Annotated in this window: 25 protein-coding genes; 14 read left to right on the top strand and 11 right to left on the bottom strand. The window is 65.8% G+C overall.

Annotated features, from left to right (window positions below; genetic code table 11):
• The first annotated feature begins 6 nt into the window (after positions 1-6).
• Positions 7-1,383 (top strand): MFS transporter, encoded by a 1,377-nt coding sequence (locus tag C7401_RS34895; protein WP_181565772.1) that lies wholly within the window; start codon positions 7-9, stop codon positions 1,381-1,383.
• Positions 1,384-1,426: 43 nt separating this feature from the next.
• Here the strand turns inward: C7401_RS34895 and C7401_RS34890 are convergent, their stop codons facing one another.
• The gene (locus C7401_RS34890) at positions 1,427-2,200 is read right to left on the bottom strand and encodes an SDR family oxidoreductase (protein WP_112176567.1); all 774 of its coding nucleotides are present in this window, start codon (positions 2,198-2,200) and stop codon (positions 1,427-1,429) included.
• A 190-nt stretch (positions 2,201-2,390) separates the two neighbouring features.
• On the opposite strand from C7401_RS34890, the gene C7401_RS34885 reads away from it, so the two are divergent.
• Entirely contained in the window at positions 2,391-3,344 is a 954-nt protein-coding gene (locus C7401_RS34885) for a LysR family transcriptional regulator (protein WP_112176565.1), read from the top strand.
• Positions 3,345-3,368: 24 nt separating this feature from the next.
• Here C7401_RS34885 and C7401_RS34880 read toward each other — a convergent pair whose 3' ends face one another.
• Positions 3,369-4,541 carry a porin gene (locus C7401_RS34880; RefSeq protein ID WP_112176563.1) on the bottom strand — a complete coding sequence of 391 codons (1,173 nt, stop codon included), beginning with the start codon at positions 4,539-4,541 and terminating at the stop codon, positions 3,369-3,371.
• Positions 4,542-5,052: 511 nt separating this feature from the next.
• Between C7401_RS34880 and C7401_RS34875 the strand changes: the two genes are divergently transcribed.
• The 6 genes from C7401_RS34875 (at position 5,053) to C7401_RS34850 (ending at position 10,773) form a co-directional block, all read left to right on the top strand.
• On the top strand, positions 5,053-5,898 hold the full coding sequence (locus tag C7401_RS34875) for an IclR family transcriptional regulator (RefSeq protein WP_112176561.1): 846 nt from the start codon (positions 5,053-5,055) through the stop codon (positions 5,896-5,898).
• A 111-nt stretch (positions 5,899-6,009) separates the two neighbouring features.
• Positions 6,010-7,647, top strand: coding sequence for an OPT/YSL family transporter (locus C7401_RS34870; protein WP_220092887.1), 1,638 nt, complete (start codon positions 6,010-6,012; stop codon positions 7,645-7,647).
• Between the two features lie 112 nt (positions 7,648-7,759).
• On the top strand, positions 7,760-8,704 hold the full coding sequence (locus C7401_RS34865) for a DUF1177 domain-containing protein (protein WP_112176559.1): 945 nt from the start codon (positions 7,760-7,762) through the stop codon (positions 8,702-8,704).
• 10 nt (positions 8,705-8,714) lie between these two features.
• Entirely contained in the window at positions 8,715-9,404 is a 690-nt protein-coding gene (locus C7401_RS34860; protein WP_112176557.1) for an AroM family protein, read from the top strand.
• Complete coding sequence (gene pepE, locus C7401_RS34855) at positions 9,401-10,126, top strand: dipeptidase PepE (protein ID WP_112176555.1); 726 nt, start codon at positions 9,401-9,403, stop codon at positions 10,124-10,126. Before C7401_RS34860 ends, pepE begins: the two co-directional genes overlap by 4 nt.
• Entirely contained in the window at positions 10,123-10,773 is a 651-nt protein-coding gene (locus C7401_RS34850) for an aspartate/glutamate racemase family protein (protein WP_112176553.1), read from the top strand. The genes pepE and C7401_RS34850 overlap by 4 nt, the downstream gene beginning before the upstream one ends.
• On the opposite strand, the gene C7401_RS34845 is transcribed toward C7401_RS34850, so the two are convergent.
• From C7401_RS34845 to C7401_RS34825, 5 genes are all read right to left on the bottom strand, one after another.
• Entirely contained in the window at positions 10,770-11,660 is an 891-nt protein-coding gene (locus C7401_RS34845) for an MBL fold metallo-hydrolase (RefSeq protein ID WP_112176551.1), read from the bottom strand. The two genes, C7401_RS34850 and C7401_RS34845, sit on opposite strands and share 4 nt — an antisense overlap.
• A 34-nt stretch (positions 11,661-11,694) precedes the next feature.
• On the bottom strand, positions 11,695-13,041 hold the full coding sequence (locus tag C7401_RS34840) for an MFS transporter (protein WP_112176626.1): 1,347 nt from the start codon (positions 13,039-13,041) through the stop codon (positions 11,695-11,697).
• 106 nt (positions 13,042-13,147) lie between these two features.
• Positions 13,148-14,188, bottom strand: coding sequence for a succinylglutamate desuccinylase/aspartoacylase family protein (locus C7401_RS34835; RefSeq protein ID WP_112176549.1), 1,041 nt, complete (start codon positions 14,186-14,188; stop codon positions 13,148-13,150).
• 155 nt (positions 14,189-14,343) lie between these two features.
• Positions 14,344-15,219, bottom strand: a complete 876-nt coding sequence (locus C7401_RS34830; RefSeq protein ID WP_112176547.1) for a LysR family transcriptional regulator — start codon at positions 15,217-15,219, stop codon at positions 14,344-14,346.
• Between the two features lie 139 nt (positions 15,220-15,358).
• The gene (locus tag C7401_RS34825) at positions 15,359-16,264 is read right to left on the bottom strand and encodes an NAD(P)/FAD-dependent oxidoreductase (protein WP_112176545.1); all 906 of its coding nucleotides are present in this window, start codon (positions 16,262-16,264) and stop codon (positions 15,359-15,361) included.
• Between the two features lie 130 nt (positions 16,265-16,394).
• Between C7401_RS34825 and C7401_RS34820 the strand changes: the two genes are divergently transcribed.
• The gene (locus C7401_RS34820) at positions 16,395-16,835 is read left to right on the top strand and encodes an Rrf2 family transcriptional regulator (protein WP_112176544.1); all 441 of its coding nucleotides are present in this window, start codon (positions 16,395-16,397) and stop codon (positions 16,833-16,835) included.
• Between the two features lie 46 nt (positions 16,836-16,881).
• On the opposite strand, the gene C7401_RS34815 is transcribed toward C7401_RS34820, so the two are convergent.
• Positions 16,882-17,736: an SDR family oxidoreductase gene (locus tag C7401_RS34815; protein WP_112176542.1), complete on the bottom strand. Its 855-nt coding sequence runs from the start codon at positions 17,734-17,736 to the stop codon at positions 16,882-16,884.
• Between C7401_RS34815 and C7401_RS44635 the strand changes: the two genes are divergently transcribed.
• Together C7401_RS44635 and C7401_RS34810 are read left to right on the top strand one after the other, a co-directional pair.
• Positions 17,735-17,941, top strand: coding sequence for a hypothetical protein (locus C7401_RS44635; protein ID WP_146758049.1), 207 nt, complete (start codon positions 17,735-17,737; stop codon positions 17,939-17,941). The two genes, C7401_RS34815 and C7401_RS44635, sit on opposite strands and share 2 nt — an antisense overlap.
• The gene (locus C7401_RS34810; RefSeq protein WP_112176540.1) at positions 17,938-18,945 is read left to right on the top strand and encodes a LysR family transcriptional regulator; all 1,008 of its coding nucleotides are present in this window, start codon (positions 17,938-17,940) and stop codon (positions 18,943-18,945) included. Before C7401_RS44635 ends, C7401_RS34810 begins: the two co-directional genes overlap by 4 nt.
• 30 nt (positions 18,946-18,975) lie before the next feature.
• On the opposite strand, the gene C7401_RS34805 is transcribed toward C7401_RS34810, so the two are convergent.
• Positions 18,976-19,668, bottom strand: coding sequence for a glutathione S-transferase (locus C7401_RS34805; protein WP_112176538.1), 693 nt, complete (start codon positions 19,666-19,668; stop codon positions 18,976-18,978).
• A 156-nt stretch (positions 19,669-19,824) separates the two neighbouring features.
• Between C7401_RS34805 and C7401_RS34800 the strand changes: the two genes are divergently transcribed.
• Positions 19,825-20,400, top strand: coding sequence for a TetR/AcrR family transcriptional regulator (locus tag C7401_RS34800; RefSeq protein WP_112176536.1), 576 nt, complete (start codon positions 19,825-19,827; stop codon positions 20,398-20,400).
• A gap of 19 nt (positions 20,401-20,419) precedes the next feature.
• On the opposite strand, the gene C7401_RS34795 is transcribed toward C7401_RS34800, so the two are convergent.
• Complete coding sequence (locus tag C7401_RS34795; RefSeq protein WP_112176534.1) at positions 20,420-20,806, bottom strand: MerR family transcriptional regulator; 387 nt, start codon at positions 20,804-20,806, stop codon at positions 20,420-20,422.
• A gap of 87 nt (positions 20,807-20,893) precedes the next feature.
• On the opposite strand from C7401_RS34795, the gene C7401_RS34790 reads away from it, so the two are divergent.
• Together C7401_RS34790 and C7401_RS34785 are read left to right on the top strand one after the other, a co-directional pair.
• On the top strand, positions 20,894-21,808 hold the full coding sequence (locus C7401_RS34790) for an alpha/beta fold hydrolase (RefSeq protein WP_112176533.1): 915 nt from the start codon (positions 20,894-20,896) through the stop codon (positions 21,806-21,808).
• A 25-nt stretch (positions 21,809-21,833) separates the two neighbouring features.
• On the top strand, positions 21,834-22,739 hold the full coding sequence (locus C7401_RS34785) for an alpha/beta fold hydrolase (protein WP_112176531.1): 906 nt from the start codon (positions 21,834-21,836) through the stop codon (positions 22,737-22,739).
• 17 nt (positions 22,740-22,756) lie between these two features.
• Here the strand turns inward: C7401_RS34785 and C7401_RS34780 are convergent, their stop codons facing one another.
• Positions 22,757-23,296, bottom strand: coding sequence for an Lrp/AsnC family transcriptional regulator (locus tag C7401_RS34780; RefSeq protein WP_112176529.1), 540 nt, complete (start codon positions 23,294-23,296; stop codon positions 22,757-22,759).
• Positions 23,297-23,388: the final 92 nt, after the last annotated feature.

The following is a 23,388-nucleotide window of genomic DNA, read 5'->3' as shown; positions in this document are numbered from 1 at the left end:
GAGACGATGCACGACCCTGCGAAAACAAAACCGGCGGTCAAAGTGGCGCTGGCCACGATGATCGGCACCGCGACCGAGTGGTACGACTATTTCCTTTACGGCACGGCTTCGGCGCTCGTGTTCGAAAAGCTTTTCTTCCCCAACTTCTCGCAGGTAGCGGGATCGATGGCCGTGTTTGCGGTGTTCGGCATCACGCTCGTCGTGCGGCCCGTAGGTGCGGCCATATTCGGCCATTTCGGCGACCGCTTCGGGCGCAAGAGCATGCTTGCGGTATCGATACTCGTGATGGGCGTGGGCACGTTCCTGATCGGACTGTTGCCCACTTACGCGTCGATCGGCATCGCGGCGCCGCTCGCACTGGTGTTCCTGCGCGTGCTCCAGGGCTTCGCCGTGGGCGGCGAATACGGGGGCGCAACCACGATGGCCATCGAATACGCCCCGGAAAACCGGCGCGGCCTGTATGCCGCCATTCCGCAGATGGGCAACCCGCTCGGCATGCTGCTCGGCACGATATCGCTCTATCTCTTCGCGAAGCTTCCGCAAGAGCAGTTTCTCGCGTGGGGATGGCGTTTGCCGTTTCTTCTCAGCGCCGTGATGGTCGCCGTCGGCTTGTATATTCGCCTCAACATTGCGGAAACACCGGCGTTTGAGCGCGCCCAGAAGGCGCAGCACGCCACGCGCGCGCCGCTCGTGACGCTATGGCGCCACTACCGCCGGCCGCTCGTGCTCGTGATCCTCGCGCAGGCGGCGCTCAATGTCGGCTTTTATATTTATTCGACGTGGTCGCTTTCGTATCTCACCCACGAAGTCGGCACGCCGATTCATGTGGCGCTCATTGCCGTGATGGTGGCCGCCGCGATCAATGTGTTCGCCCAGCCGTTCTTCGGCATGTTGTCCGACCGTTTTGGCAGAAAGCCGGTGTATGCGGCGGGCGCCGTGTGGCTCGGCGTCGTTTCATTTCCGTTTTTCTGGCTGCTGCAAACCGGCTCGCCGCTGCTTATCACGCTCGCGATGATCCTCGCCATCACCATCGGGCACGGTGCGACGTACAGCGTGCAAGCAAGCTTTTTCTCGGAAGCGTTCGATACGACGGTGCGCTATAGCGGCTTGTCGATTGCCTACCACTTCTCTGCGGCATTGTTTTCCGGCCCCGCCACGTTTCTGGCCGCCGCGCTCGTCGCGTGGACGCATAGCACGCTGGCCATTTCGGCGGCGATTTCGTGCGCAACGCTGGTATCGCTCGCGGCGATTGCGGGCCTGAAAGAAACCCGCAATGCGCCGATGGCCGACTCGCCTGAACGCTCCGGAGACGACGCGCAACGTTATGCCGGAGAACGCGGACATTCTCCGGCCGCCATCGATGTGAAACTCGATGCCAAGTGAGCCGCACGCTTCGTGAGACGAAGCCCGGCAAATCAATAGCGCATTACTTCGTCGTATACCCGCCGTTGATGAGGATGGTCTGACCCGTCACCCACCATCCGTCGCTCACGAGGTGACGGATGAACGGCACCACGTCTTCGATATCGGTCAGGCCCGTTTTCGAGAACTTCGACAAGGCCGCGGCAGTCTTGTGATAGGCCACCGCGTCCGCGCCCTCGGCCGGATAGAAGAACGGCGTGTCCATCGGGCCCGGTCCCACCGCCGTCACCGAAATGCCCCGCGCGCCGAACTCCTGCGCCGCTGCGCGCGTGAAATGCTCGACGGGCGCCTTGGTGCCCGCATAGGCCGCATAGAACGGTGTGAACGCACCGAGCAGCGACGTCACGAGCGTCAGGATCTTGCCGTTGTCGTTCACATGGCGGCCGGCTTCACGCAGAAAGAAGAACGCGGACTTCGCATTGACGGCGGCCATCTCGTCGTATTCCGCTTCCGTGATCTCGGTGAACGGCTTTTTCAGCACCTTGCCGACCGTGTTGATCGCGATATCGGGTCGCCCCACCGCGTCTATCGTGTCGGCAAACAGTTTCTCAACGGCCGCCGCGCCGGTCAGATCGGCCTGAAACGCGACCGCTTGCGCGCCCGCCACCTTGACGGCCGCCACGGTTTCTTCCGCATCGGCGCGCGTGCCGGCGCTGTTGTAGTGAATGGCAACCGCGCGCGCGCCGTGGTTCGCCAGATCCCGGGCGATCAGCCCGCCGAGATTCTTCGCCCCACCGGCGATCAGAACGGTCTTGCCTTTGATGCTATGGTCAGACATGGTGCGCTCCAAATGTGCCGCGGTCCGGTACGGCCGCAACCCCAGCAATGCTATATTCCGCCCATTGGCGATAGAACCCCTGTTTTCTGACCGCACCTGTCAGCCACGCCGAACAATGACAACGCGCTCGCACGCCACGCATGCGCGATGCGAGCGCCGCACCACCGCTGCACCACCACCGATTGACGCCATGGATCGTATCGATTTGCTGCGCGTATTCGTACGCGTCGTTGAGTGCACGAACTTCACCCGCGCCGCCGACACGATGGGCATGCCACGCTCATCCGTTTCGGCGGCTGTCCAGGAACTGGAGAAGCGGGTCGGCACGCGCCTGCTGAACCGCACGACGCGCACGGTCACGACGACACCGGACGGCGCGGTGTTTTATGAGCGATCCCTGCGGCTGATCGCGGACATGGACGAGACGGAAAACCTCTTCCGCGACTCCGCAACGGCGCCCGGCGGCACCCTGCGCGTTGACGTGCCGGCCCGCATCGGACGCCTGATCGTGGCCCCCGCGCTGCCCGGATTCCTCGAACGCTACCCGCAGATCGACATCGAACTGGGCATGACCGACCGCGCGGTCAACCTGATCGAGGAGCGCGTGGATTGCGCATTGCGCGTGGGTCCGTTGAGCGATTCGCAACTCATCGCGCGCCCGATGTTCGAGTTGCCGCTCATCAATGTCGCGAGTCCCGCTTACCTCGGCGCCCACGGTATCCCGCGCAGCCCAGTCGACCTTGCGCATCATCGGCAGATTGACTATGCGTCGCCGTCCAACGGCCGCGTGGCGCCGTGGGAGTGGTTGCAGGACGGCGAGCTGCGGACCCTCGCCGTCGAGGGCCGCGTGACGGTCAACAGCGCCGAAGCGTACATTGCGTGCTGTCTGGCGGGGCTCGGCCTCATCCAGATTCCCGCTTACGATGTTCAGGCGCACCTGAGCGCGGGCGAGCTCGTCGAGGTCATGCCCGCGTACCGTGCGCCGCCCATGCCGATGACCTTGCTCTACCCGCATCGCCAGCATGTGTCGCGCCGCATTCTGGTGTTTGCCGACTGGCTCGAACACTTGCTGGCAAGCCACGTTCGGCCAGAAGGTTCACACGCGAAGCGCGGAACGCCGCGCGCCGCCACGCGCAAGCGATGAGCGGCATCGGCTTGCGCGAGCCGCTCAGAACTTGTGGCGAATGCCAACGGACACCGCGACCTGCGAAGGGCTCGACGAGGGGCCGCCCGAAGACTGGATATAGGCGAACTTCTGGAGCGTGCTGCCCACGGCGATCGACGCGTCCCCCGCAGCAAGCTGATACTCGGCCGATGCATAGAACTCCGTACGTTTGCTCATCGCATAGTCCACGCCGAGCGTCAATTGATGCCAGCGCGGTTTCAGATGCTCGCTCGATCCCGCCACGTGGTCGGCGGTGCCGAACGTGAACGTGTAGTCGGCGATCAGGGAAAGCGGCGCGCTCACGCGGTAGCGCAGGTTCGCGTCAAGATTGTTGAGCTTGCGCTGCGCGCCGTCGTTGTAGTCGAGCTGCACGTTGCTGTAGCCAAGGCCGAACTGCGCCGCGCCCACGACATAGCCCACCCCGGTCCCCACCACCTGCTGCCGCGCCACGCCGCCGTCCAGGCCATAGAAAAAGGCGGTGCCGTAGTCGTCGCCGTTCGATGACGACGCGCCGCCCAGCGCGCCGCTCGTGTTCGACGTCGAATTCGGGTGATTCATCAGCATGTAGCCCGCGCCGAACGAGAGCGGCCCGTTTGCATAGCTCGCGGCCGCCGACCATTCGCGGTTGTTGGCGAACGCGCCGGCCTGGTTGCTGAAGCCGTAGATGCTGGAGAACTTGAAACCGGAAATCGTCTCGGTCGTGAGCTTCACCGAGTTATTGACGCGGAAATACCAGTTCATGTCGTCGTTGTCGCCGATATGCGTCGCCGGGGTCCAGTAGCCCGAGCCGAAGAACGGCGCGACGATATCCGCGAGCGAGTCGGTCTGGCGGCCGAATGTCACCGTGCCCATGCCCTTCTGGCTCAAGCCGACAATGGCGGTGCGCGCGAACATGCGTCCCGCGCTATTGGTGCCGTTGGTCGCGTTGAAGCCGTTTTCCAGATTGAATAGGGCGCTCAGCCCGTTGCCCAGCGCTTCCTCGCCCTTCACACCCCAACGGCTTCCGCCCAGCTTGCCGGATTGAAGCTGAACCGCCGACGAGCCCTTCTGGTTGCTCGTGTACGTCAAGCCCTCGTCGATGATGCCGTACAGGATCATGGAGCCTTGTGCGTGTGCCGACTGCGTGCCGAGTACCGACATGGCGACGCCGCCTGCCAATGCAAACTTCTTCAACATTCTTTTACCCCTTCTTCAGTAGTGGTCTGATTGAAAATATTGGTTGTACTAATCAATGAATCTGCTTTTCAAACATGGCGTTGCTCTGCGGCGGCGACGTTACGCGATGCAAGGGACGAGCGCCACCCGCGCGGTGCCCGTCGCCCCGCGCATGGATCAGAACCGATGCGTTGGCCGCCGCTCAGGCGCCTTTTTCAGCGTGACCGATGCCGCCGGATTTTCAACGCCTGCAATGGACGTTCACAGAAGCTTCCCCGTTGTGTGGTTCCGTATTTTGGAACCGTGTTCCAGATTGAAATTTATTCTAAGCGCTAGTTGGCATCGCAAAAAAACGTTTTGATGCAGCTGCCGGGGTCGTGTGGTTTGGAGCACAAATTATTTTTGAAACGCTTTCCGGGCTGCCTTTCCTTCGTTACGATATTCGATAAATTGGAACTCGGTTCCGTAAAATGGAACCGACGTAAAGAGGCAACGATAGTGCAGCAGCAAGCGACGAACGAGTGAGACACGCATGAGCATTCTCGAAACAGCAACGAGCGTTTTGCGCCTGATGGCGCGCGAGCAGCGCGAGATGTCGATGATCGACCTCGTCGATCAGTTAGGCATGCCAAAAAGTTCCGCCTCGCGGGTGCTCAAGCAGATGAGCGAAGCCGGGCTGCTGGAGCGGGACAAGAAGTCGCTCGCCTACCGGCCCTCGATGCTCCTGCTCGAACTGAGCCATCTCGTGCGCTCGTCCAGCGCGCTGATCGACATGTGCGCGCAGGCGCTCGAAACACTCGGCGAGCGTTTTGGGCATACGGGCTACGTTTCGGTGCTCGAAGGCAACGACGTGGTGGTGCTGCGCGTGCGGCCGGGCTCCCTCGCCTTTCGCGCGATGACGAACCCCGGCCACCGCTCGGCCTCGTGGGCGACCTCCACGGGCCGCGCGCTGCTTGCGCGCGAAACGGATGGGCAGATCCGCGCGCGTTTCCCGCAAGGCTTGCGCCCGGAGGGCGCGCAGACGGTGAACGCCAACGCCGCGGATATCGGCGCCGATGCGCCTTTCAGCGACTCGCGCGCCCCGGCGCGCGGACCCGCCACGCTCGACGCCCTGCTCGACGAAGTCGCGCTCACACGCTCGCGCGGCTATGCGCTGGCGCAGAACGAAGCGCTCTACGGCGTGTGTTCCGTGGGCTGCTCGATCGCCGACCCGTCGAGCGGCGAATGCCTGTCGTTCTGCCTGAGCTTCCCCGCGGGCGCGCAGGACGATGGCGCGATCGTGGCGCTCGGCGAAGCGGTTCGGGAGCAGGCGCGCACGATCGGCCGCTCGCTGGGCGACCCGTACTGGAGCGCCTTTCCCACGAATTCCACGCCGTAAAACCGGCGCTGAATGCAGTCAATCAAGCGGCGCCCCGCGCGCCCGCTCATTCCAATCCGCAGCATCCGCCACCCGCGTCGAGACATCGGCGTGTTTTTGACGAGACCACTCATGCATGCTTCGCACTCGCCTGACCATCAGCCACCCGGCGCGGGAGCGCCCGCGAGCGGCGGCGCCCAGCGCGCGCCGCAGGCGCATCCCATGGCGCTGTCGCCCGCCAATCTGCTGCTGCTCGCCGTGCTTAGCGTGCTTGGCGCGATCATCGGCATTGAACTGCTGGTCAAAGTGGGCGTGACGCCCAACACGGCGATCGTCGGCGCGCTGGCCGCGATGATCTGCGCGCGCGTGCCCTTGCGCTTTTTCCGCGCCTATCGCTCCGTGCACGTGCAGAACCTCGCGCAAAGCGCCATCTCCGCCGCGACGTTCGGCGCGGCCAACAGTCTTTTGCTGCCGATTGCCATTCCCTTCCTGTTCGGCCGCGAAGACCTCGTGCTGCCGATGTTCGCGGGCGTCGCGCTCGGCATGCTGCTCGACGGCTACATGCTGTACCGCATGTTCGGCACCAGCGTGTTCCCGGCAACCGGCACGTGGCCGCAAGGCGTCGCGGCGGCGGAGGCGATCAAGGCCGGCGACGAGGGCGGCAAGCAGGCGCGCCTGCTCGGCGTGGGCGTGGGCGTCGGTCTGATCGGCTCGTGGCTCGGCATTCCGATGTCGGCGTTCGGCACGGCCTTCATCGGCAATATCTGGGCGCTCGGCATGCTGGGCCTCGGCTTTCTGATTCGCGGCTATTCCGTGCCGCTCTTTCACTTCGCCATCGACAAGGCCTACATTCCGCACGGCATGATGATCGGCGCGGGACTCGTCGCGCTCATTCAGGTCGGCATCCTCGTGCTGCGTGACCAGAAGGGCAACAAGGCGGCGCGTGGCGGTTCGCAACTTGCGGCCGTGCCCACCGTGGCGAGTTCGCTGCGCTTCGGGGCGATCGCCTACATCGGTCTCGCCGCGCTGGTCGCGTTCCTGAGCGGCATCTGGGGCGACATGTCGCCGGGCATGCTGGTCGGCTTCATCTTCTACGCGGCGCTCGCGGCCTTCGTGCACGAGTTGATCGTCGGCATCGCGGCCATGCACTCGGGCTGGTTCCCGGCCTTCGCGGTGGCCCTGATCACGCTGCTGATCGGCATGCTGATCGGCTTTCCGACCGTTTCGCTCGTCATGCTGTGCGGCTTTTCCGCCGCCACCGGCCCCGCTTTTGCCGACATGGGCTACGACCTGAAGGCGGGCTTCATTCTGCGCGGGCACGGTGAAGACCCCGAGTTCGAGCTGGCCGGCCGCCGTCAGCAGTTGATCGCGGCGATGCTCGCGTTCGTCGTCGCCATTCCGGTCGTGCTGCTCGCGCACCACGCATTCTTTGCGAACGGCCAGATTCCGCCCGTGGCGAAAGTCTACGTCTCGACGATTCAGGCGGGCGTGGCCCCCGGCATCCTGCATTCCCTGCTGATCTGGGCCGTGGTGGGCGCCGTGTTGCAGTTCGCGGGCGGCCCGAAGCGCCAGCTCGGCGTGCTGTTCGCCACCGGCCTGCTGATCGCGAGCCCGCTCGCCGGCTGGGCCGTGGTGACGGGTATCGCCATCCGGCTCGTGATCGAACGCCGCAACCCCGCCGCGAAAAGCAGCATGGAGGTGTTCGCCGCGGGCGTGATCGCCGCCGACGCGCTCTACAGCTTCTTCGGATCGCTAATCAAATCGCGCTGAACATTCCGCCCTCCTGCCCCTGCGCGGCGCGCTGCGTTCACTCGCGGCGCATGCGCCTTCGGGCAGTGGGCTTCCTCACCCGGCATCCTCTTTGCAATCCGAGTTCCATCCTATGAGTCTTGCACAAACCCTACAGGTCTTCGAAGCCTTCGACAGCCGCTACGCCAGCGGCCAAACCGTGGTCGATCTGCTCGCCCCGTTCGCCGACGAAGGCGTGAGCGTCGACGTGACCGAGATCGGGGGCCCGAAGGGCACGACGGATTTCGTCAAGATTGCCATTCCCGGCGACGACGGCAAGCGCCGCGGCGGCACGGCCAAAACGCTCGGCATCGTCGGGCGGCTCGGCGGCATTGGTGCGCGGCCTTCGCGCATCGGTCTCGTGTCGGATGCCGACGGCGCCATCGCCGCCGTCGCAGCCGCGCTCAAGCTCGCGCAAATGCGCCGCAACGGCGACCCGCTACCCGGCGACGTGTTCCTCACCACGCACGTTTGCCCCACCGCGCCCACGCGCCCGCACGACCCCGTCGATTTCATGGACTCGCCCATCGACACGGAGGACGTCAACGCCCACGAAGTCTGGGACGAGATGGACGCCGTGCTCTCGATCGACACGACCAAGGGCAACCGCATCATCAACCACAGCGGCTACGCGATCTCCCCGACCGTGAAGGACGGCTATATCCTGCGTGTGTCCGAGGATCTCATCCGGATCATGGAGATGACGAGCGGCAAGCCCGCGGTCACCTTCCCCGTGACGACGCAGGACATCACGCCCTACGGCAACGGCGTGCATCACCTGAACAGCATCATGCAGCCGTCCATCGCGACGAGCGCCCCCGTGGTGGGCGTGGCGATCACGACCCAAAGCGTGGTGCCGGGCTGCGGCACGGGCGCGAGCCACGAGGGCGACATCGCGCTCGCGGTCAAGTTCGCGGTGGAGGTCGCCAAGGAATTCGGGCGTGGCACCTGCGCGTTCCACGACGAGAAGGACTACGCGCGCCTGCTCGAACTTTATGGCTCGCTCGCGCATCTGAAGGTGCGTCATCCCGGTCGATGAGGAGGCCCACATGACAACACGAAAGCTCGGCACGTTGACGATTGGCCAGGCGCCGCGCGCCGACATCACGCCCATTCTCGACGCCCACCTGCCCGCCGCGCTGCCGCGCGTGCACATGGGCGTGCTCGACGGCCTCACGCGCGAAGTCATTGAAACGCGCTACGCGCCGCAACCGGGCAACGCCACGCTCGTTTCGCGCCTGCTCGACGGCTCGTCCGTCGTCATCGACAAGCCGGCCGTGCGCGCGGTGTTGCAGGAGAAGATCGATGCGCTCGCCGCGCAAGGCTGCGACGTGGTGCTCGTGCTCTGCACCGGCGAGTTCCACGGTCTCGAAGGCCGCGCCGCGTGGCTCATCGAGCCCGACCGGATCGTGCCGCCCGCGGCCGCCGCGCTCGCGGGCGAGCGGCAGGTGGGCATCGTCGTGCCGCTCGCGAGCCAGATCGACAGCGAGTTCCGCAAGTGGGCGGGGCTGCACCGCGCGCCGATCTGCGCCGCCGCCTCGCCGTACCGGAGCGCCGACGAGACCGGCGAGCTGATCGCCGCCGCGCGCCAGTTGCGCGACGAAGGCGCCGACCTGCTGATTCTCGATTGCATGGGTTTCGTCGAGCGCCATCGCCAGATCGTGCAGGAAGCGAGCGGCTTGCCCGTGATCCTTTCCAACGCGCTCATCGCGCGACTGACTGCGGAGGTCCTTCAATGAACGCCCTGCTTCTGAGCAACTCGCGCGGCCCCGACGGCGCCTACCTCGTTCACGCGCTCGACGCGATTCGCGCGCTCACGCCCGGCGGCGGCCGGCAGACCACCGAAGCCCTGTTCGTGCCCTTCGCGGGCGTGACGATGAGCTGGGACGAGTACGCGGCCAAGGTCGCCGCCGCGCTTGCGCCTGCAAACGTGTCGCTGCGCTCGGTGCATACGTTCGCGAGCGCCGCCGAAGCGCAGGCGGCGCTTGCGCAGACGCAACTCATCGTCGTGGGCGGCGGCAACACGTTCCAGTTGCTCGCGCAATGCCGCACGCGCGGCCTGCTCGATCCGATCCGCGAAGCCGTGAAAGGCGGCGCGCGCTACCTCGGCTGGAGCGCGGGCGCGAATCTCGCCTGCCCGACCATCTGCACGACTAACGATATGCCGATCGTCGACCCGAACGGCTTCGCGGCGCTCGATCTGATCGGCTTCCAGATCAATCCGCATTACACGAACGCGCTGCCCGCCGGGCATCAGGGTGAAACGCGCAATCAGCGGATCGAGGAATATCTCGTGGCCAATCCGCATGCGAGCGTGATCGGGCTGCCCGAGGGCGACTGGCTTCACGTGGAGCAGGACGCCGTCACGCTGCACGGCCCGCACGACGCGGTGCGCTTCGTGCACGGCGCGGCGCCGCAACCGCTTGCGCCCGGCGCGAGCCTTGCGCGAGTGCAACGATGACGCTCGGCATTATTCGCGTGCTGACGACGCAGGACGAGGCGGTGTTGCTGGAGCACGGCCGCCTCATCAAGGCGCAGTACGGCATCGACTCGTTCACGCGCTGTATCGCCGATCAGCCCACCGGCATCTTCGACGCGCACACGGAAGCGCTCGCCGTGCCGAAGATCGTCGCGCTCGGCCGGCAGATGGAAGCCGATGGCGCGCGTGCGCTCTTTCTGAGCTGCGCGGCCGACCCCGGGCTTGCGCTGTTGCGCGAGGCGGTCGGCATTCCGGTGGTGAGCGCGGGCAGCGCGTCGGCGCGCGTCGCGGCGCTCACCGGGCTGCCGGTCGCGGTGCTCGGCATCGGCGCGCAGGCGCCGCTGCCCTTTCGACGGCTGCTCGGCGAGGATGTCGCGTACGCGCGCCCCGAGGGCGTCACGAAAACCAACGACCTGCTCACGCCCGAGGGCCAGGCGGCAGCGCTGCACGCCGTGCGCCGGTTGCACGAGGCGGGTGCGCGGGTGATCGCGTTCTCCTGCACGGGCCTTTCGACGATCGGCTTCGCCGCGACGATCCGCGAGCACATCGGCTGCTTCGCCGTGGACGCCGTGTCGGCGGCGGGCATGTTCGCCGCCGAATTGCTCGGGCCCGCCAGGCTCGCCGATTAGCTTCGCGGGTCGTCGAGGTAGCGCCATTCGAAGCCGTGCACCCCCTTGCGCACCGTACCGGCCGAGGTTTCGGGAAAGTGCGCGGGGAACACGATCGCACCGGTGTTCGCGGCGTGGTCGAGCAACCACTGCCGCGAGGCGCGCGCCTGCGGTTGATCGCGGCAGAAAGTCGAATTCCACTCGGGACGATAGACCTGCAACGGGCTATGCATGACGTCCCCGGAGAACAGCGCCGCCTGCCCTGCCGAGAGAATCTCGATCGCCATGTGCGCAATGCTGTGGCCCGGCGTGGGCAGAAAGCGCACGCCATCCACGAGTTGCGCGCCCGCATCGGGCACGACGCGCGCCTGTCCCGCTTCGATGATGGGCAAGACGCTGTCTTCGAACACCATGCGGCGCGGCTCCCCGGCGGGCGTCGCGAAAAAGTCGCGCTCGCCCTGGCTGAATACATAAGTCGCGTTCGGAAAGACGGGCGTCCAGCGGTCATCTTGCCAGTGCGTGTTCCATCCCACGTGATCGACGTGCAAATGCGTGAGCAGCACGAAGTCCACCTCTTCGCGCCGGAAGCCCGCCGCGTCGAAGCGCGCCAGCACCGGGTTGTCGAGCCGGTCGAACAAGGCGCTGAACGGCCGCGCCTTCGCATTGCCGATGCCCGTATCGACCACGATGGTCAGGCCGTGGACCTGCACGACCCACCAGTGCGTTCGCATCGGCACGCGCTGGCCCGGGAGGTCGAGGCTGGCCGCCGCGAGGCGTTGTTCCAGCGCGCGGCCGGCGTCGGCGTTCCAGTCGGGGAACAGGACGTCGGGCGCCAGCGCGAAGGCGGTTTCGTCGACACGGGTAACGATCGCGTCACCCACGGTCAGGCTAAGGAAAGCGTCTTTCATAACGATGTTCGTGTATTGAAGGTCTTGGAGCGTCTCACTCCGTAGCGAGAGTATGCCGAACCGGCACGCGGCGCATGGCCAGTGCATAGAGTGCGGCGCCGATGAGCGCGGACACGCCACCGGTCACGGCCAGCGCCACGCCCAGGCTGTTGCCGGTGTGACCCAGGCGCTCGTTCAGGTAGCCGACCGCAAGCGGGCCCACGCCGCCGCTGATCGCGTTGGTCATGAACACGAGCAAGGCAAGCGAGCGCCCGCGCATGCGGTTGGGCACGGCGATCTGCAACGGCACGGGGGCGAGGCCCATGGCGATGCTCGCGGTGAACGCGCAAGCGCCATAGAGCGTGATCGCCACGGTGCTGCTGCCGACGAGCGGCATCGCAATCGCGGCCGGCACCAGCACGGCAACCGCGCCGGCGGAGAAACCGAGCACCTTGCGCAAGGCGCTTTCGTCCGTGACGCGGGTGGCGAGCATGCCCGCGCACGCCACGCCGAGCGTTCCGCCGATCATGTACGCGGGCGCGGCCAACTGGCCCACGGCCTTCGGCGTGAGATGGAAATGCCGCATCAACAAGCTGGGGAACCACGCCGCGTGCGAGTAGAACAACGTGATCAACGCCACATAGGCCGCGAAATACGGCAGGCAAAAGCGATTGCGCACGAACAGTTCGGTCACGACATCGCGCAGCGACGGCATGACATCGTTCGCTTGTGCCGCATGCGCATGGGTTTCCCGCCGGGCGGGCTCGCGCACCGTGCAGGCCACGAGCGCCGCCAACAGGAGTCCGGGCAGGCCCACGGCGATGAACACCGCCTGCCAGGGCTCGACGCCATGTGCCGCGAGCCACGCGCCGCGCTCGCCGTGCGCGGCGGACAACAGCAGGCCGCCGCCGAACAACGCCACCCCGCCCCCCACGTAGGGCCCGAGCATGAAGACACTGTTCGCGCGCGTCACGCGGCGTGGCGTGAAGATGTCGCTGAAGATCGATAACGCTGCGGGGCTTAGCGCCGCTTCCGCGATCGCGGTGCCCGCGCGGGCGGCGAGCAGTTCGGGAAAGTTCGAAGCGAAGCCGCATGCCGTGGTCGAGATCGCCCAGATGGCGATGCAGACGGCGATCAGCTTCACGCGGTTGCTCCGGTCCACGAGCCGCGCGACGAAAACGCCCGCCGTCGCGTAGCACAGCGTGAACGAGAGACCCTGCAACAGGCCGATCTGCGTATCGGTGAGCGCGAGCGACTGCTTGATCGGCTGCACGAGAATGCTGACGATCTGCCGGTCCAGATACGAAAACGCGAAGCACAGGAAGAACAGCAGCACGACGTAGACCGGATGGCGCACTTCGCCGGAGAGCGGCCGGGAGGCGTGCGCGGGCGGTTCGGCCAACGCGGTCGTGGGCGTCGATGGCGTCGAGGGAGGATAAGGGCTCAAGCGGGGTCTCCTGATGATGAGGCGGCGAGCGGGCAACCTGGGCGGTTGTCTTGTCCGGCGCTCAGTCGACGACGGCGTCGGCGGCGAGCAACGCGATGCAATCGCCCGGCTCCACGCGTGCGAACGTGCGCAGGCACATGACCTTGGCGTGCGCCTGGAAGCGGAGTTCGCGCGGCGCTTGCCAGGGCTGGTGCGGATCGAACAGGCGTCCGGCCAGTTGACCTTCGCGAACGCGATCGCCCAGTGCGAAAGCCGGTTCGAACACGCCCGCAAGCGGCGCATACACATAGTGGGCCGTGCCTTCCACGCGCAGGAAGCGGGTGTCGCCCGCGGGCGGCGCATCGGGCTCCCGCGTCACGCCGAGCCGGTGCAGCACGCGGCTCAGGCCGTTTTCGACAATCGCGAGATTGGCCGCGTCGCAGCCCGCGTGACCGCCGAACTCGCCGCACAGGAACAGCTTGCCGTGGCGTTCGGCCGCCGCCGCGAACGTGCGGTCTTCGCCGAGCAGATCCATGATCATCGTGTCCGGTGCGCCGAACGCGCGCACGAGGTCGAGATAGAGCGCGCGCTTTTCGGTGGTATTCGCGTCGGTATTCGCGCCCCGCTCCGGCGGCGAAGCGAGCAGCGTGGGGAGATGGTCGAACGACGCGCCTCCGGCGTGAAGATCGATCACGACGTCGGCGCGCGGCAGCAGTTCCGTTTCGACGTAGTGCGCGATCATTTCAGTCGGCTGGCCGTTGCGCGCGCCGGGGAACAAGCGGTTCAGGTTGCCCCGGTCGATCGGCGACGTGCGCGAGCCATTGGCAAAGGCGGGGAAGTTCAAGGCGGGAATCACGATGATGCGCCCGCGGATCTTCATCGACGGCAACCGCTGCAACAGCTTGAACAGGGCGACGGGCCCCTCGTATTCGTCGCCGTGATTGCCGCCCGTGAGCAGAACCGTCGGCCCCGTGTCCGTGCCGGCGTTGAGCACCGCGAGAGGAATGGGAATGTGCCCGTAGGCGGAGCGGTCGTGCGACCAGGGCAGACGGAGGGCGCCGGTCTGGAAACCGGTGCGTTCGAAATCCACATCGGTGGCGATAAGCGAAGCGGGCTGGGTCATGGCGCGATCGGAGAGCAGTGAAAGGCGGGGCGGCGCCCCGGTTGCCTTCACTATCGCCGACGATAAAACGCCTGGCCAATGCCGTTTTCTGCGGCGGGCGATGCCTTGAAGGCATCACCGCGTACGGTTCTTTTCCCCCCGGTGAGCGCGCGACTCTACCGCAGTTGCTCGACGAATCGCTCCAGCGCCACGTTGGCGCCGTTCGCCACGAAGCAGAATTCGAGCGGCAGCGGCACCGAAAGGTCTTGCAGCTCGACGAAACGTACGCGCGCGGGCGGCCGGTCGCGATTCGCGGCATTCACGATCGCGGCGCCCATGCCCGCTGAGACGAGCGACAGAATGGCCGTTTCGGTGCTGGCCTCCTGGCGGATATCGAGCGTGAGTCCGCGTTCGGCGCAGGCGGACAGCAGCCGGTCGTAATACGCCGGGTAGACGCGGCGCGGGAACGCGATAAACGGCGTTTGCCGCAGCGTGGCGGCCGCCACGGGCCCCGCCTGCCCGAGCGGCCACGCTTCGGGCACGGCCAGCACGACATTCTGTTCGAGCACGGGCACCCCGGCGATGCCTTCGGGCTGGACGCCCACGCGATAGCAAAAGCCGCCGTCGAGCCGCCCTGCCGCGATGGCTTCGAGTTGCTCGGGCGTATTCATCGGTTGCAGTTCGAGCGAGACTTGCGGGACGACCCGCTCGAACTCGCGCAGCGCTCGGGAGACCACGCCGCTCCAGGCGGCGTTTTCGACGAAGCCGATGCGCAGATGCCCGTGCAAGCCGGAGGCGATTTGCCGGGCGAGGCGATTGGCGGCATCGACGCGCGCGAGGATGTCGCGCGCCTCGGCGAGGTAGGCTTCGCCCGCGGCTGTGAGCGTGAGGCCGCGCGGCGTACGCTCGAACAGCGCCGCGCCGATGGCCTGTTCGAGGTCCTGGATCTGCCTCGATATCGCGGGCTGGGTCACGTGCAGTTGCTCGGAAGCTGCGCGTACGCCGCGCAGTTCGGCGACGGCGATGAAATAGCGGAGATGCCGGAGTTCCATGGGCGATGCGGGACCGGGACGTGGGAGCCTAATGGTAAATCAACGCGTGCGTATCATTCGACCCGCCTGCTTCCTGCCCGCTTTCCGCCCATATCCCGCCCACATCGCGACAGCAACCCTCGACAGCCCGCCGCCCCGCTCACGCCGGGAAAATCAGCGACCGGTGCGCGGCCACGCCCGCCATGACGCCCGAGGCGGAGGCGAACGTGGCGTTCGTCATCGCGGACGACATATCGCCTGCGGCGTAGACGCCCGGCACGCTCGTTTCCTTCCAGTCGTTCACGCGAATCACGGGACCGATCGGCCCTTCGTCAATGGCGCAATCGAGTTGAACGGCCAGATCGCTGGTTAGCTCGGTGCGCGGGCCCACGAACAGCGCGTCGACTGGAACGATGCGCCCGTCGACCAGACGCAGCGCCTCGATGCCGGGCGCTTGGCCCAATACCTCGGCCACCGGCGTGCGCTCGATGCTCACGCCGCGCGCCTGCAAGTGCGCGGCCTCAATCGCGCCGGGTTCGACCACGCCCTGCGTGAACCACGTCGTCGGGCCCCAGTCGGGAATCAGCATGGCCTGATGGAGCGAGTGCGCATGCGTGGCCAGCACGCCCAGCCGCCGGCCGCCCACCTCATAGCCGTGACAGTAAGGACAGTGCAGCACGCTCACGCCCCAGCGCTCGGCCAGGCCCGGTATGGCGGGCAGTTGGTCCTTGATGCCCGTGGCGAGAATGAGGCGCGCCGCCGTGCTGCGCGAACCGTCGGCGAGTTCGATCTGAAACGCGCCCTGTTCGCCGGACGCCCGGCGCGCCTCGCCCTTGATCCACGTCACCGTGGGATAGGCGAGCAACTGCTTCGTTGCGGTGGCGGCGATTTCGGCCGGCGGCACGCCGTCCTGACCGAGGAAACCGTGCGCATGCGCCGCAAAACGGTTGCGCGGCAAGCCGGCGTCGATCAACAGGACGCGCCGCCGCGCCCGCGCGAGTTGCATGGCGGCCGAGAGGCCCGCGAAGCTGCCGCCGACGATCGCGACATCGTAGTGTTCTTGCATGAGTGCTTTTCCGGTTGGGTGGGAGGCACACGTCGCGCGACATGACACCATCATGAAACATCAGGAGTTACATGATAGGTCGAATGGTATCATTCATGCAACTTCAAATGTTTCGAGAGAGAGTGCGTCGATGAGAACGGATAGCCGACTGTCCCGCGTGCTGCACGCGCTGCTGCATATGGAACACGCCGACCACCCCCTGACTTCCGAGGCGATCGCCGAGATGCTGTGCACGAACCCCGTTGTCGTGCGCCGCTTGCTGGCGGGCCTGCGCGAGAGCGGCTACGTCCAGTCGGAAAAGGGGCACGGCGGCGGTTGGGCGCTCAGTGTGGCGCTCGACGACATCACGTTGCTCGACGTGTATCGCAGCGCGGGCGAGCCCGCCCTCTTCTCCGACCTCGTGAGCGAGGACGATCCGCAATGTCTCGTCGAGCAGGCGGTGAATGCGCATCTTTCGGCCACCGTGCGCGAAGCCGAAGAAGCCTTGCTCAAGAAGTTCGCCAATGTCACGCTGGGCGACCTGTCACGCGAGATCAGGAAAAAGGGCCGACGCATGCATGCCCCGCGTTGACGCGGCCCGGCGCTCGCTGGTCGCTCATTAGTCGCTCATTGACCGCTCACACGGCGTCAGCAAAATCCGTTGCCACGCCCGCCTCCTTCCAGGCCGCGAGATCCTGCTTCACCGCCGCGATCTTTTGATCGGCCAGGTCCACGGCGATCCTGCCCGCGAATAAGTGCAACGGCGGCGATGCTTCATTGGCGCAATCGACGATCAACGCGGCCAGTTTGTCCGGATCGCCCGGCTGGCGACCATGCAGCGTGTCGAGGTGCAAATCGAGCGAGGCCTTTGCTTCGGAATATTCATCGATCTGGCGCCTGGCCACCGCGAGCGCACCGTCCGCCAGAAAGTCCGTGCGCACGGGGCCCGGATACACCACGGTCACCTTGATGCCGAGTTCCGCCACGTCGGCCGCGAGCGATTCGCTCAGGCCCGCGAGCGCGAACTTGGTCGCCACATAGCTGCCCCAGCCCGCGTAGCCGCCCTGATAGCCGACGATCGACGCGATATTGATGACGTGCCCGCTGCGCCGGGCTCGCAGGCGCGCGAGCGCATGCCGCAGCACCGTGACCGGCGCGAAGAAGTTCACGTCGAAATTGCGCCGGATTTCATCGTCCGACAGGGCTTCCACCGTGCCTTGCTGCGCGTAGCCCGCGTTGTTGACGATCACGTCGAGCCGGCCAAACGTGGCGAACGCCTGTTCGAGCGCCGCGCGCACGCTGTCGTCCTGGGTCAGATCGACTTCGAGCGGCAAAAATTGCGCCGACGCCTCGCCAAACGACTCGACCAGCGATTCGAGCGTTCGCGACGTGGCGGCGACACGATCGCCACGTTTGAGAAGTTGCGTCACGAGGTGTTTTCCCACGCCCTTCGACGCGCCGGTGACGAACCAGATTTTCGATGTGCTGCCCATGTTCAAGCTCCTGTGCGGGTTTTTCAAGGTGGATACCGAAGCAGACCGTCTGCTTCCCGCAAAATATAGGCAAGCGACCCGCAACGAACTAGCCCTTGATCGGCGGATTTATAATCAAGAAAATCTTGCCAATCGTTTGCGCATCGTTCGTGAGTCGTTTGTGAGTCACACGCTGCCGGACGGGAATCGGGAATCGGAAAAGTGAACGAGATCAGGGCAATCACGGTGTTTCTGCGCGCGGCCACGCTCGGCAGCCTGCGCAAGGCGGCGGCTGATCTGGGCATTGCGCCGCAGGCCGCGAGTCTCGCGCTCGCGCAGCTCGAACAGCATCTGGACCTACGGCTCTTTCATCGCACCACGCGCAGCCTCAGCCTGACCGAAGCGGGCGAACGGTTTCGGGGCGAGGTGCAGCCGACCCACGAGGGCTTGCTGAAGGCGCTCGCCGACGCCCGGCGCGGCAAGGAAACCATGGCCGGGCCGTTGCGCGTGAGCGCCCCGCAAAGCCTGGGAAAAGCCGTGCTGTGGCCATTCATCCTGCGGTTTCGCGAGCGCTATCCCGAAGTCGCGCTCGACTTGCAGTTCGACGACCGGTTTTCCGACTGGATCGCCGATCGCATCGACGTGGGATTCCGGGGCGGCCTGCCCGCGGACGGCCGGCTCATCGCCCGAAGGCTGACGCCCGTGCAGCTCATTGTGTGCGCGTCGCCGGACTACGTGGCGCAACGTGGCGCGCCGCAGCATATCGACGAGTTGGCGAACCACGCGTGCACGGGCTACCGGCAGCCGAACACGGGGCGCGTGGCGCCGTGGGTGTTCCGCGTCGGCAAGGAGACGGTGTACCGCGACGTCCCCACCGTGCTCTGCACCAACGAGCCCGAACTCGAAACGGACGCCGTTGCGAGCGGCGTCGGCATCGGGCAACTGGGGAGTTTCAGCGCGGTTCCCCTGATTCGCACCGGTCGTTTGCTGCCCTTGCTGACCCACAACCTGAGCGACGATCTGGGGCTCTACATCTGCTACGCAAGGCGCGCGCAAATGCCCCTGAGGTCGCGCACCTTCATCGATTTCATGGTCGATGCGCTGGCGGGCAACACGGGCTGGGTGCTGACTCGCGAGGAACTTGCGGCGGCTTCGGCAAGTGCAGCAAATGCGGCGAAACGTCGGCCTGCCCCCAGGAAAAGCGCCTCGGGAGCGCGCCGTTCGGCGTAGCGGGAACCAGGCGTGATGGCTTTTTGACGGCTACGCGTGCGCGGAATATGCGGGCTGTCGTGCCACACTCTCGCGCGCCATCATGCGCGCATGCCAGTCTTGAAGTGCTTCGCATTCCGAAGGAACAGGAAGCTTCACGATCGAGGCAAAGAGCAAACCCGCGATGACCGTGATGTCGGCCATCGAGAATGCCTCTCCGGCGACAAACGGCTGCTGCCTGAGCACACCGTCGAAATAGTGCATGCCCCGCATCGCCTTGTCGCGTTGACGCAAGCCCCACTCGGCGTTCTGGTAAAGCTCCACGTCTGGCCCGAGCCCCGGCGTCGCGTGATGAAAGTACACGCTCACGGCGTCGAGCAACTCCAGCTCGGCGCGCTTGTTCATCATGTGGATCACGCCCCTTTCGCGCGCCGTGCCGCCCGTGAGCACAGGCGCGCCGTCGAGCGCATCGAGGTACTCGGTAATCGCCGTGCATTCGGCGATGAGCGTGCCGTCGTCGAGTTCGAGCACCGGCAGCGTGCCCGAATAATTCTTGCGCGCAATGAATTCGGGCCGTTTGTGCTCCCCCTTGTACAAATCGACCATCACGAACCGGACGTGCGATGCCAGGCCCTTCTCGGCCAGCGCAATGCGCACGCGGGTGGGATACGGGCCGCGCGGGAAATCGTAAATCGTCATGGCGGGGTGCCTGACCGCTGCGCGGTGGGCGGTGCTGGATGTCATTGCCGGCCTCTCTTCGTATGAGCAATGGGTTAGGCGCGGCGATGCGGGAGCCCGCCGCGCTTGCGTAAATTCACCTACCTAACGATCGTTAGATTAACCATAAAGGCTATAATCGGAGGCGTCAACCACAAATTCGTGTAGGCGGAGGCGAAGGCAGTGAAGAACGACGCGGGCTCAAGTTCCCGGGAGAAGATCCTGCTGGCCGCGACCCGGATCGCGCAGGCGCATGGCTACAACGGGTTGAATGTCCGCGAGCTGGCGGACGAGGTGGGCATCAAGGCCGCGAGCCTCTACCATCACTTCGCGAGCAAGGCCGACCTTGGCGCGGCGGTCGCGCGGCGTTACTGGGAGAACACCGCGGCGGCGCTGGAGGCGGAACTCGCGGGGGCCGCGGATGCGCGCGAGTGCCTGCGGCGCTACCCGGCCACGTTTCGCAAGGCGCTTGAGAGCGGCAATCGCATGTGCCTGTGCAGTTTCATGGCCGCCGAATCCGACGACCTGCCCGACGAGGTGATGCAGGAAGTCCGCACCTTCGCCGACGTGAACGTGGCGTGGCTGGCCAAGGTGCTGCGCGCGGCGAACGTGGTCGACGCCGCGCAGAGCGAACAACGGGCGCGCGCCATCTTCGCGGCCATAGCGGGCGCGCAGTTGCTTGCAAGGAGCCGCGCGGACCTATCGCTCTACGATGCGTTGATCGACGGCTATCGCGCGGCTGGCCTGCTGCCGGCCTAGCCGTCGTGCCGTTGCACGCTCACTCGACGGGCGGAACCGCGCCTTCCGACAAGGTCTTGATGAGCCGCGAACGCCGCTTTTCGAGGTCGGCGATCTGGCGATCGATGGCTTCGAGGCGTTGCCGCTGGACATCGGTGATCTGGTCGCAGGAACGCGCGCCGTCGATCAGCAGCATGCAATCGGGAAAGCCACGAATATCGTCGATGGTGAAGCCGCTCGCGATCATGCGCTGGATCTGCCTGACCTGCGTAAGCGCCTTGGCGGGGAATATGCGGTAGCCATTGCTCGCGCGCACCGAGGCGAGCAAACCGTGCTCGTCGTAGTGGCGGATCGATCGCACGCTGGCACCGGTGCGCTGTGAAAGCTCGCCAATGGAGAGCATCTCGTTCGAGGGCATCGTGTTCATGAAACGAGACTAGCACAAAGACGCTTGACTCTCACACCAGTGTGAGGGTTGAGACTGGGCGCACTGTCCACTCTTGAGGAACGCACCATGCGCGCCCGAATGCTCACCTCATTGCCGTTTGCCGCGATCACGGCGGCCATGCTGTTCGCCACGCCGCCCGACGCGGCCGCCGCCCCTGCCCCTGCCAGCTACATGGTCACGTCGAACGACGGGGTGAAACTGGCAGTGCAGGAAAGCGGTAACCCTGACGGTCCTCCGGTTATTCTGATTCACGGTCTGCTCGGCAGCCGTCTGAACTGGCAGGCGCAGGTACAAAGCCCCGCATTGCGCCAATACCGCATCATTACGTACGATTTGCGCGGCCACGGGCTATCGGACAAACCATCTGGCGCCGAGCCGTACCGCGACGGCCGCCGTTGGGGCGACGACCTCGCGGCGGTCATCAAGGGCTCGCACGCGCGCAAGCCCGTGCTGGTGGGCTGGTCGCTTGGCGGCGTGGTGATATCGAACTACCTGGCGGCATACGGCGATCGTGAGATTGCCGGGGCCGTGTATGTCGATGGCGTGGTCGAACTCACGCCCGAGCAACTCGTGAGTCACCCGCAGGTCTACGAAGACATGAATTCGCCCGACCTGAAAACGCATCTCGACGGCGAGCGCACGTTCGTCGGCCTGTGCTTCAACCGTCAGCCGGAGCCGGACACGTTCGACCGCCTGGTGGCGAACGCGGCGATGGCGTCGTGGGACATGCAGCGAGAAATTCCGACGATGACGGTGTTCGCCGCCGAAGGCGTCGGCCAGGCGCGCGTGCCGCTGCTCTTTCTCTACGGCGGCCGCGATGCACTGGTCAATACGCGCGCGACGCTGGCGCGGGCGAGCGCGCTGAATCCGCGCATCGCCACCAAGGTGTACGCCGAGTCGGGGCATGCGCCATTCATTGAGGAATCCGATCGTTTCAATCGCGATCTGGCCGAATTCGTCAGGACGGCGTCCGCGCAATGACGCACGGCGCGACAAGGAGATATTGATGACACCCGAAGCCGAACGCACCACGGTGAAGGTCTTCTTTCCAGGCTTCGCCGATCTCGAAGTCGAGACGGACGATGTCTCGTTTCGCGGCAAGATTGGCGGAAGCGGATCGCCGGTGCTGCTGTTGCACGGCTATCCGCAAACCCACGTTGCCTGGCGCCTGATCGCGCCCGCGCTCGCCAGGTCGCACACCGTCGTCGTGCCCGACCTGCCGGGATACGGCGCGAGCCGCACCCGCAACGACTCGCCGCGTTGGAGCAAACGCCGCGTGGCGGCGGCGCTCGCGGCGTTGATGGACACGCTCGGGCACGAGCGCTTCGCGGTGGTCGGGCATGACCGGGGCGCACGCGCGGGGTATCGGCTTGCCCTGGATCACCCCCGGCGCGTCGCCGCGTATGCCTCGATGACCGTCATCCCGACGATGGATGCGCTCGCCGGCGTGGACAAGGCTTTCGCGCTCAACGCCTGGCACTGGTTCTTTCTGGCTCAACCGGCCGATCTGCCCGAGCGGATGCTGGCGGCCGACCCCGACGCCTATATCGACGCCGCGCTGGCGAAGATGGCGGGAGGGCTCGACCGGATCGATCCGTTGGCGCTTGACGCGTATCGAACCGCGTTCAGGAACCCGGATGTGCGTCATGCGATATGCGAGGACTATCGCGCCGCCGTCGCCGAGGATCTCGAACACGACACGAGCGACTTCGCCGCCGGACGCAAGCTCGCCTGCCCGGTGCTCGCGCTATGGAGCGAGCGGGAGCAGACGGCGCGCAAAACATCGCCGGTCGAAACGTGGTCCAGGTGGGCCGACAACGTGCGGGGCGAGGCCTTGCCTGGCGGTCATCTGCTGCCCGAGGACGCGCCCGGTGAGGTGCTCGCCGCCCTCGGCCGTTTCCTCAGCGACTAACGCGCGGCATCAGACGCTCAAGTCCACTCGATCGGCGCATCGTGCCGCGCGACGAGTTCCATCCCGCTCGCCGGCAACGGCAGCGCCGTCTTGTAGCGGACCTGCTTGAGCGCGAAGCTCGACCGGATATTCGACACGCCGGGAATTTTCGTGAGCCAGTGCACGATGAAGTGTTCCAGGCTCTGCATGTCGGGCATCACGACGCGCAGCAGGTAATCGGCGTCGCCGGTCATCAGATAGCACTCCATGACCTCGGGCCGTTCCGCGATCGCTTCTTCGAAGCGGTTCAGCGCGTCTTCCACCTGTTTCTCCAGGCTGACCTGGATAAACACATTCAGATGCAGCCCGAGGGCTTCCGCGTCCAGCAGCGTGACCTGCTGGCGGAACAGCCCGAGCCGCTCCAGCGTTCGCACGCGATTGAAGCACGGCGTCGATGAAAGATTGACGGCGCGCGCCAGTTCGGCGTTGGTGATGCGAGCGTCTTTCTGAAGCTGCTGCAAGATCGCGATGTCGATGCGGTCGAGCCGGCGGGGGCCGGACTTCTGTTCTGAAGTCATAGTGCGCAAATTCCTCAAACAAGCCGATTGAAGGAATTTCTACACTATACGGTAACGATTCCGGAGTCAAAAGAGACGCACATTCTGCGGCT

The organism is Paraburkholderia unamae, from assembly GCF_003268775.1.
Taxonomy (GTDB): Bacteria; Pseudomonadota; Gammaproteobacteria; order Burkholderiales; family Burkholderiaceae; genus Paraburkholderia; species Paraburkholderia unamae.
Note: the sequence above shows the minus strand (reverse complement) of the source record. Positions and strands in the feature narration are given on the sequence as shown.

Excerpts from the sequence above, each read along its gene's own strand:
- C7401_RS34880 (WP_112176563.1), bottom strand. The coding sequence starts at position 4,541 with ATGTTGAAGAAGTTTGCATTGGCAGGCGGCGTCGCCATGTCGGTACTC.
- C7401_RS34825 (WP_112176545.1), bottom strand. The coding sequence starts at position 16,264 with ATGCAAGAACACTACGATGTCGCGATCGTCGGCGGCAGCTTCGCGGGC.
- C7401_RS34845 (WP_112176551.1), bottom strand. The coding sequence starts at position 11,660 with ATGAAAGACGCTTTCCTTAGCCTGACCGTGGGTGACGCGATCGTTACC.
- C7401_RS34885 (WP_112176565.1), top strand. The coding sequence starts at position 2,391 with ATGGATCGTATCGATTTGCTGCGCGTATTCGTACGCGTCGTTGAGTGC.
- C7401_RS34820 (WP_112176544.1), top strand. The coding sequence starts at position 16,395 with ATGAGAACGGATAGCCGACTGTCCCGCGTGCTGCACGCGCTGCTGCAT.
- C7401_RS34835 (WP_112176549.1), bottom strand. The coding sequence starts at position 14,188 with ATGACCCAGCCCGCTTCGCTTATCGCCACCGATGTGGATTTCGAACGC.
- C7401_RS34795 (WP_112176534.1), bottom strand. The coding sequence starts at position 20,806 with ATGAACACGATGCCCTCGAACGAGATGCTCTCCATTGGCGAGCTTTCA.
- C7401_RS34850 (WP_112176553.1), top strand. The coding sequence starts at position 10,123 with ATGACGCTCGGCATTATTCGCGTGCTGACGACGCAGGACGAGGCGGTG.
- C7401_RS34785 (WP_112176531.1), top strand. The coding sequence starts at position 21,834 with ATGACACCCGAAGCCGAACGCACCACGGTGAAGGTCTTCTTTCCAGGC.
- C7401_RS34870 (WP_220092887.1), top strand. The coding sequence starts at position 6,010 with ATGCATGCTTCGCACTCGCCTGACCATCAGCCACCCGGCGCGGGAGCG.
- C7401_RS34790 (WP_112176533.1), top strand. The coding sequence starts at position 20,894 with ATGCGCGCCCGAATGCTCACCTCATTGCCGTTTGCCGCGATCACGGCG.
- C7401_RS44635 (WP_146758049.1), top strand. The coding sequence starts at position 17,735 with ATGTTCAAGCTCCTGTGCGGGTTTTTCAAGGTGGATACCGAAGCAGAC.
- C7401_RS34875 (WP_112176561.1), top strand. The coding sequence starts at position 5,053 with ATGAGCATTCTCGAAACAGCAACGAGCGTTTTGCGCCTGATGGCGCGC.
- C7401_RS34865 (WP_112176559.1), top strand. The coding sequence starts at position 7,760 with ATGAGTCTTGCACAAACCCTACAGGTCTTCGAAGCCTTCGACAGCCGC.
- C7401_RS34895 (WP_181565772.1), top strand. The coding sequence starts at position 7 with ATGCACGACCCTGCGAAAACAAAACCGGCGGTCAAAGTGGCGCTGGCC.
- C7401_RS34780 (WP_112176529.1), bottom strand. The coding sequence starts at position 23,296 with ATGACTTCAGAACAGAAGTCCGGCCCCCGCCGGCTCGACCGCATCGAC.
- C7401_RS34890 (WP_112176567.1), bottom strand. The coding sequence starts at position 2,200 with ATGTCTGACCATAGCATCAAAGGCAAGACCGTTCTGATCGCCGGTGGG.
- C7401_RS34815 (WP_112176542.1), bottom strand. The coding sequence starts at position 17,736 with ATGGGCAGCACATCGAAAATCTGGTTCGTCACCGGCGCGTCGAAGGGC.
- C7401_RS34830 (WP_112176547.1), bottom strand. The coding sequence starts at position 15,219 with ATGGAACTCCGGCATCTCCGCTATTTCATCGCCGTCGCCGAACTGCGC.
- C7401_RS34805 (WP_112176538.1), bottom strand. The coding sequence starts at position 19,668 with ATGACATCCAGCACCGCCCACCGCGCAGCGGTCAGGCACCCCGCCATG.
- C7401_RS34860 (WP_112176557.1), top strand. The coding sequence starts at position 8,715 with ATGACAACACGAAAGCTCGGCACGTTGACGATTGGCCAGGCGCCGCGC.
- pepE (WP_112176555.1), top strand. The coding sequence starts at position 9,401 with ATGAACGCCCTGCTTCTGAGCAACTCGCGCGGCCCCGACGGCGCCTAC.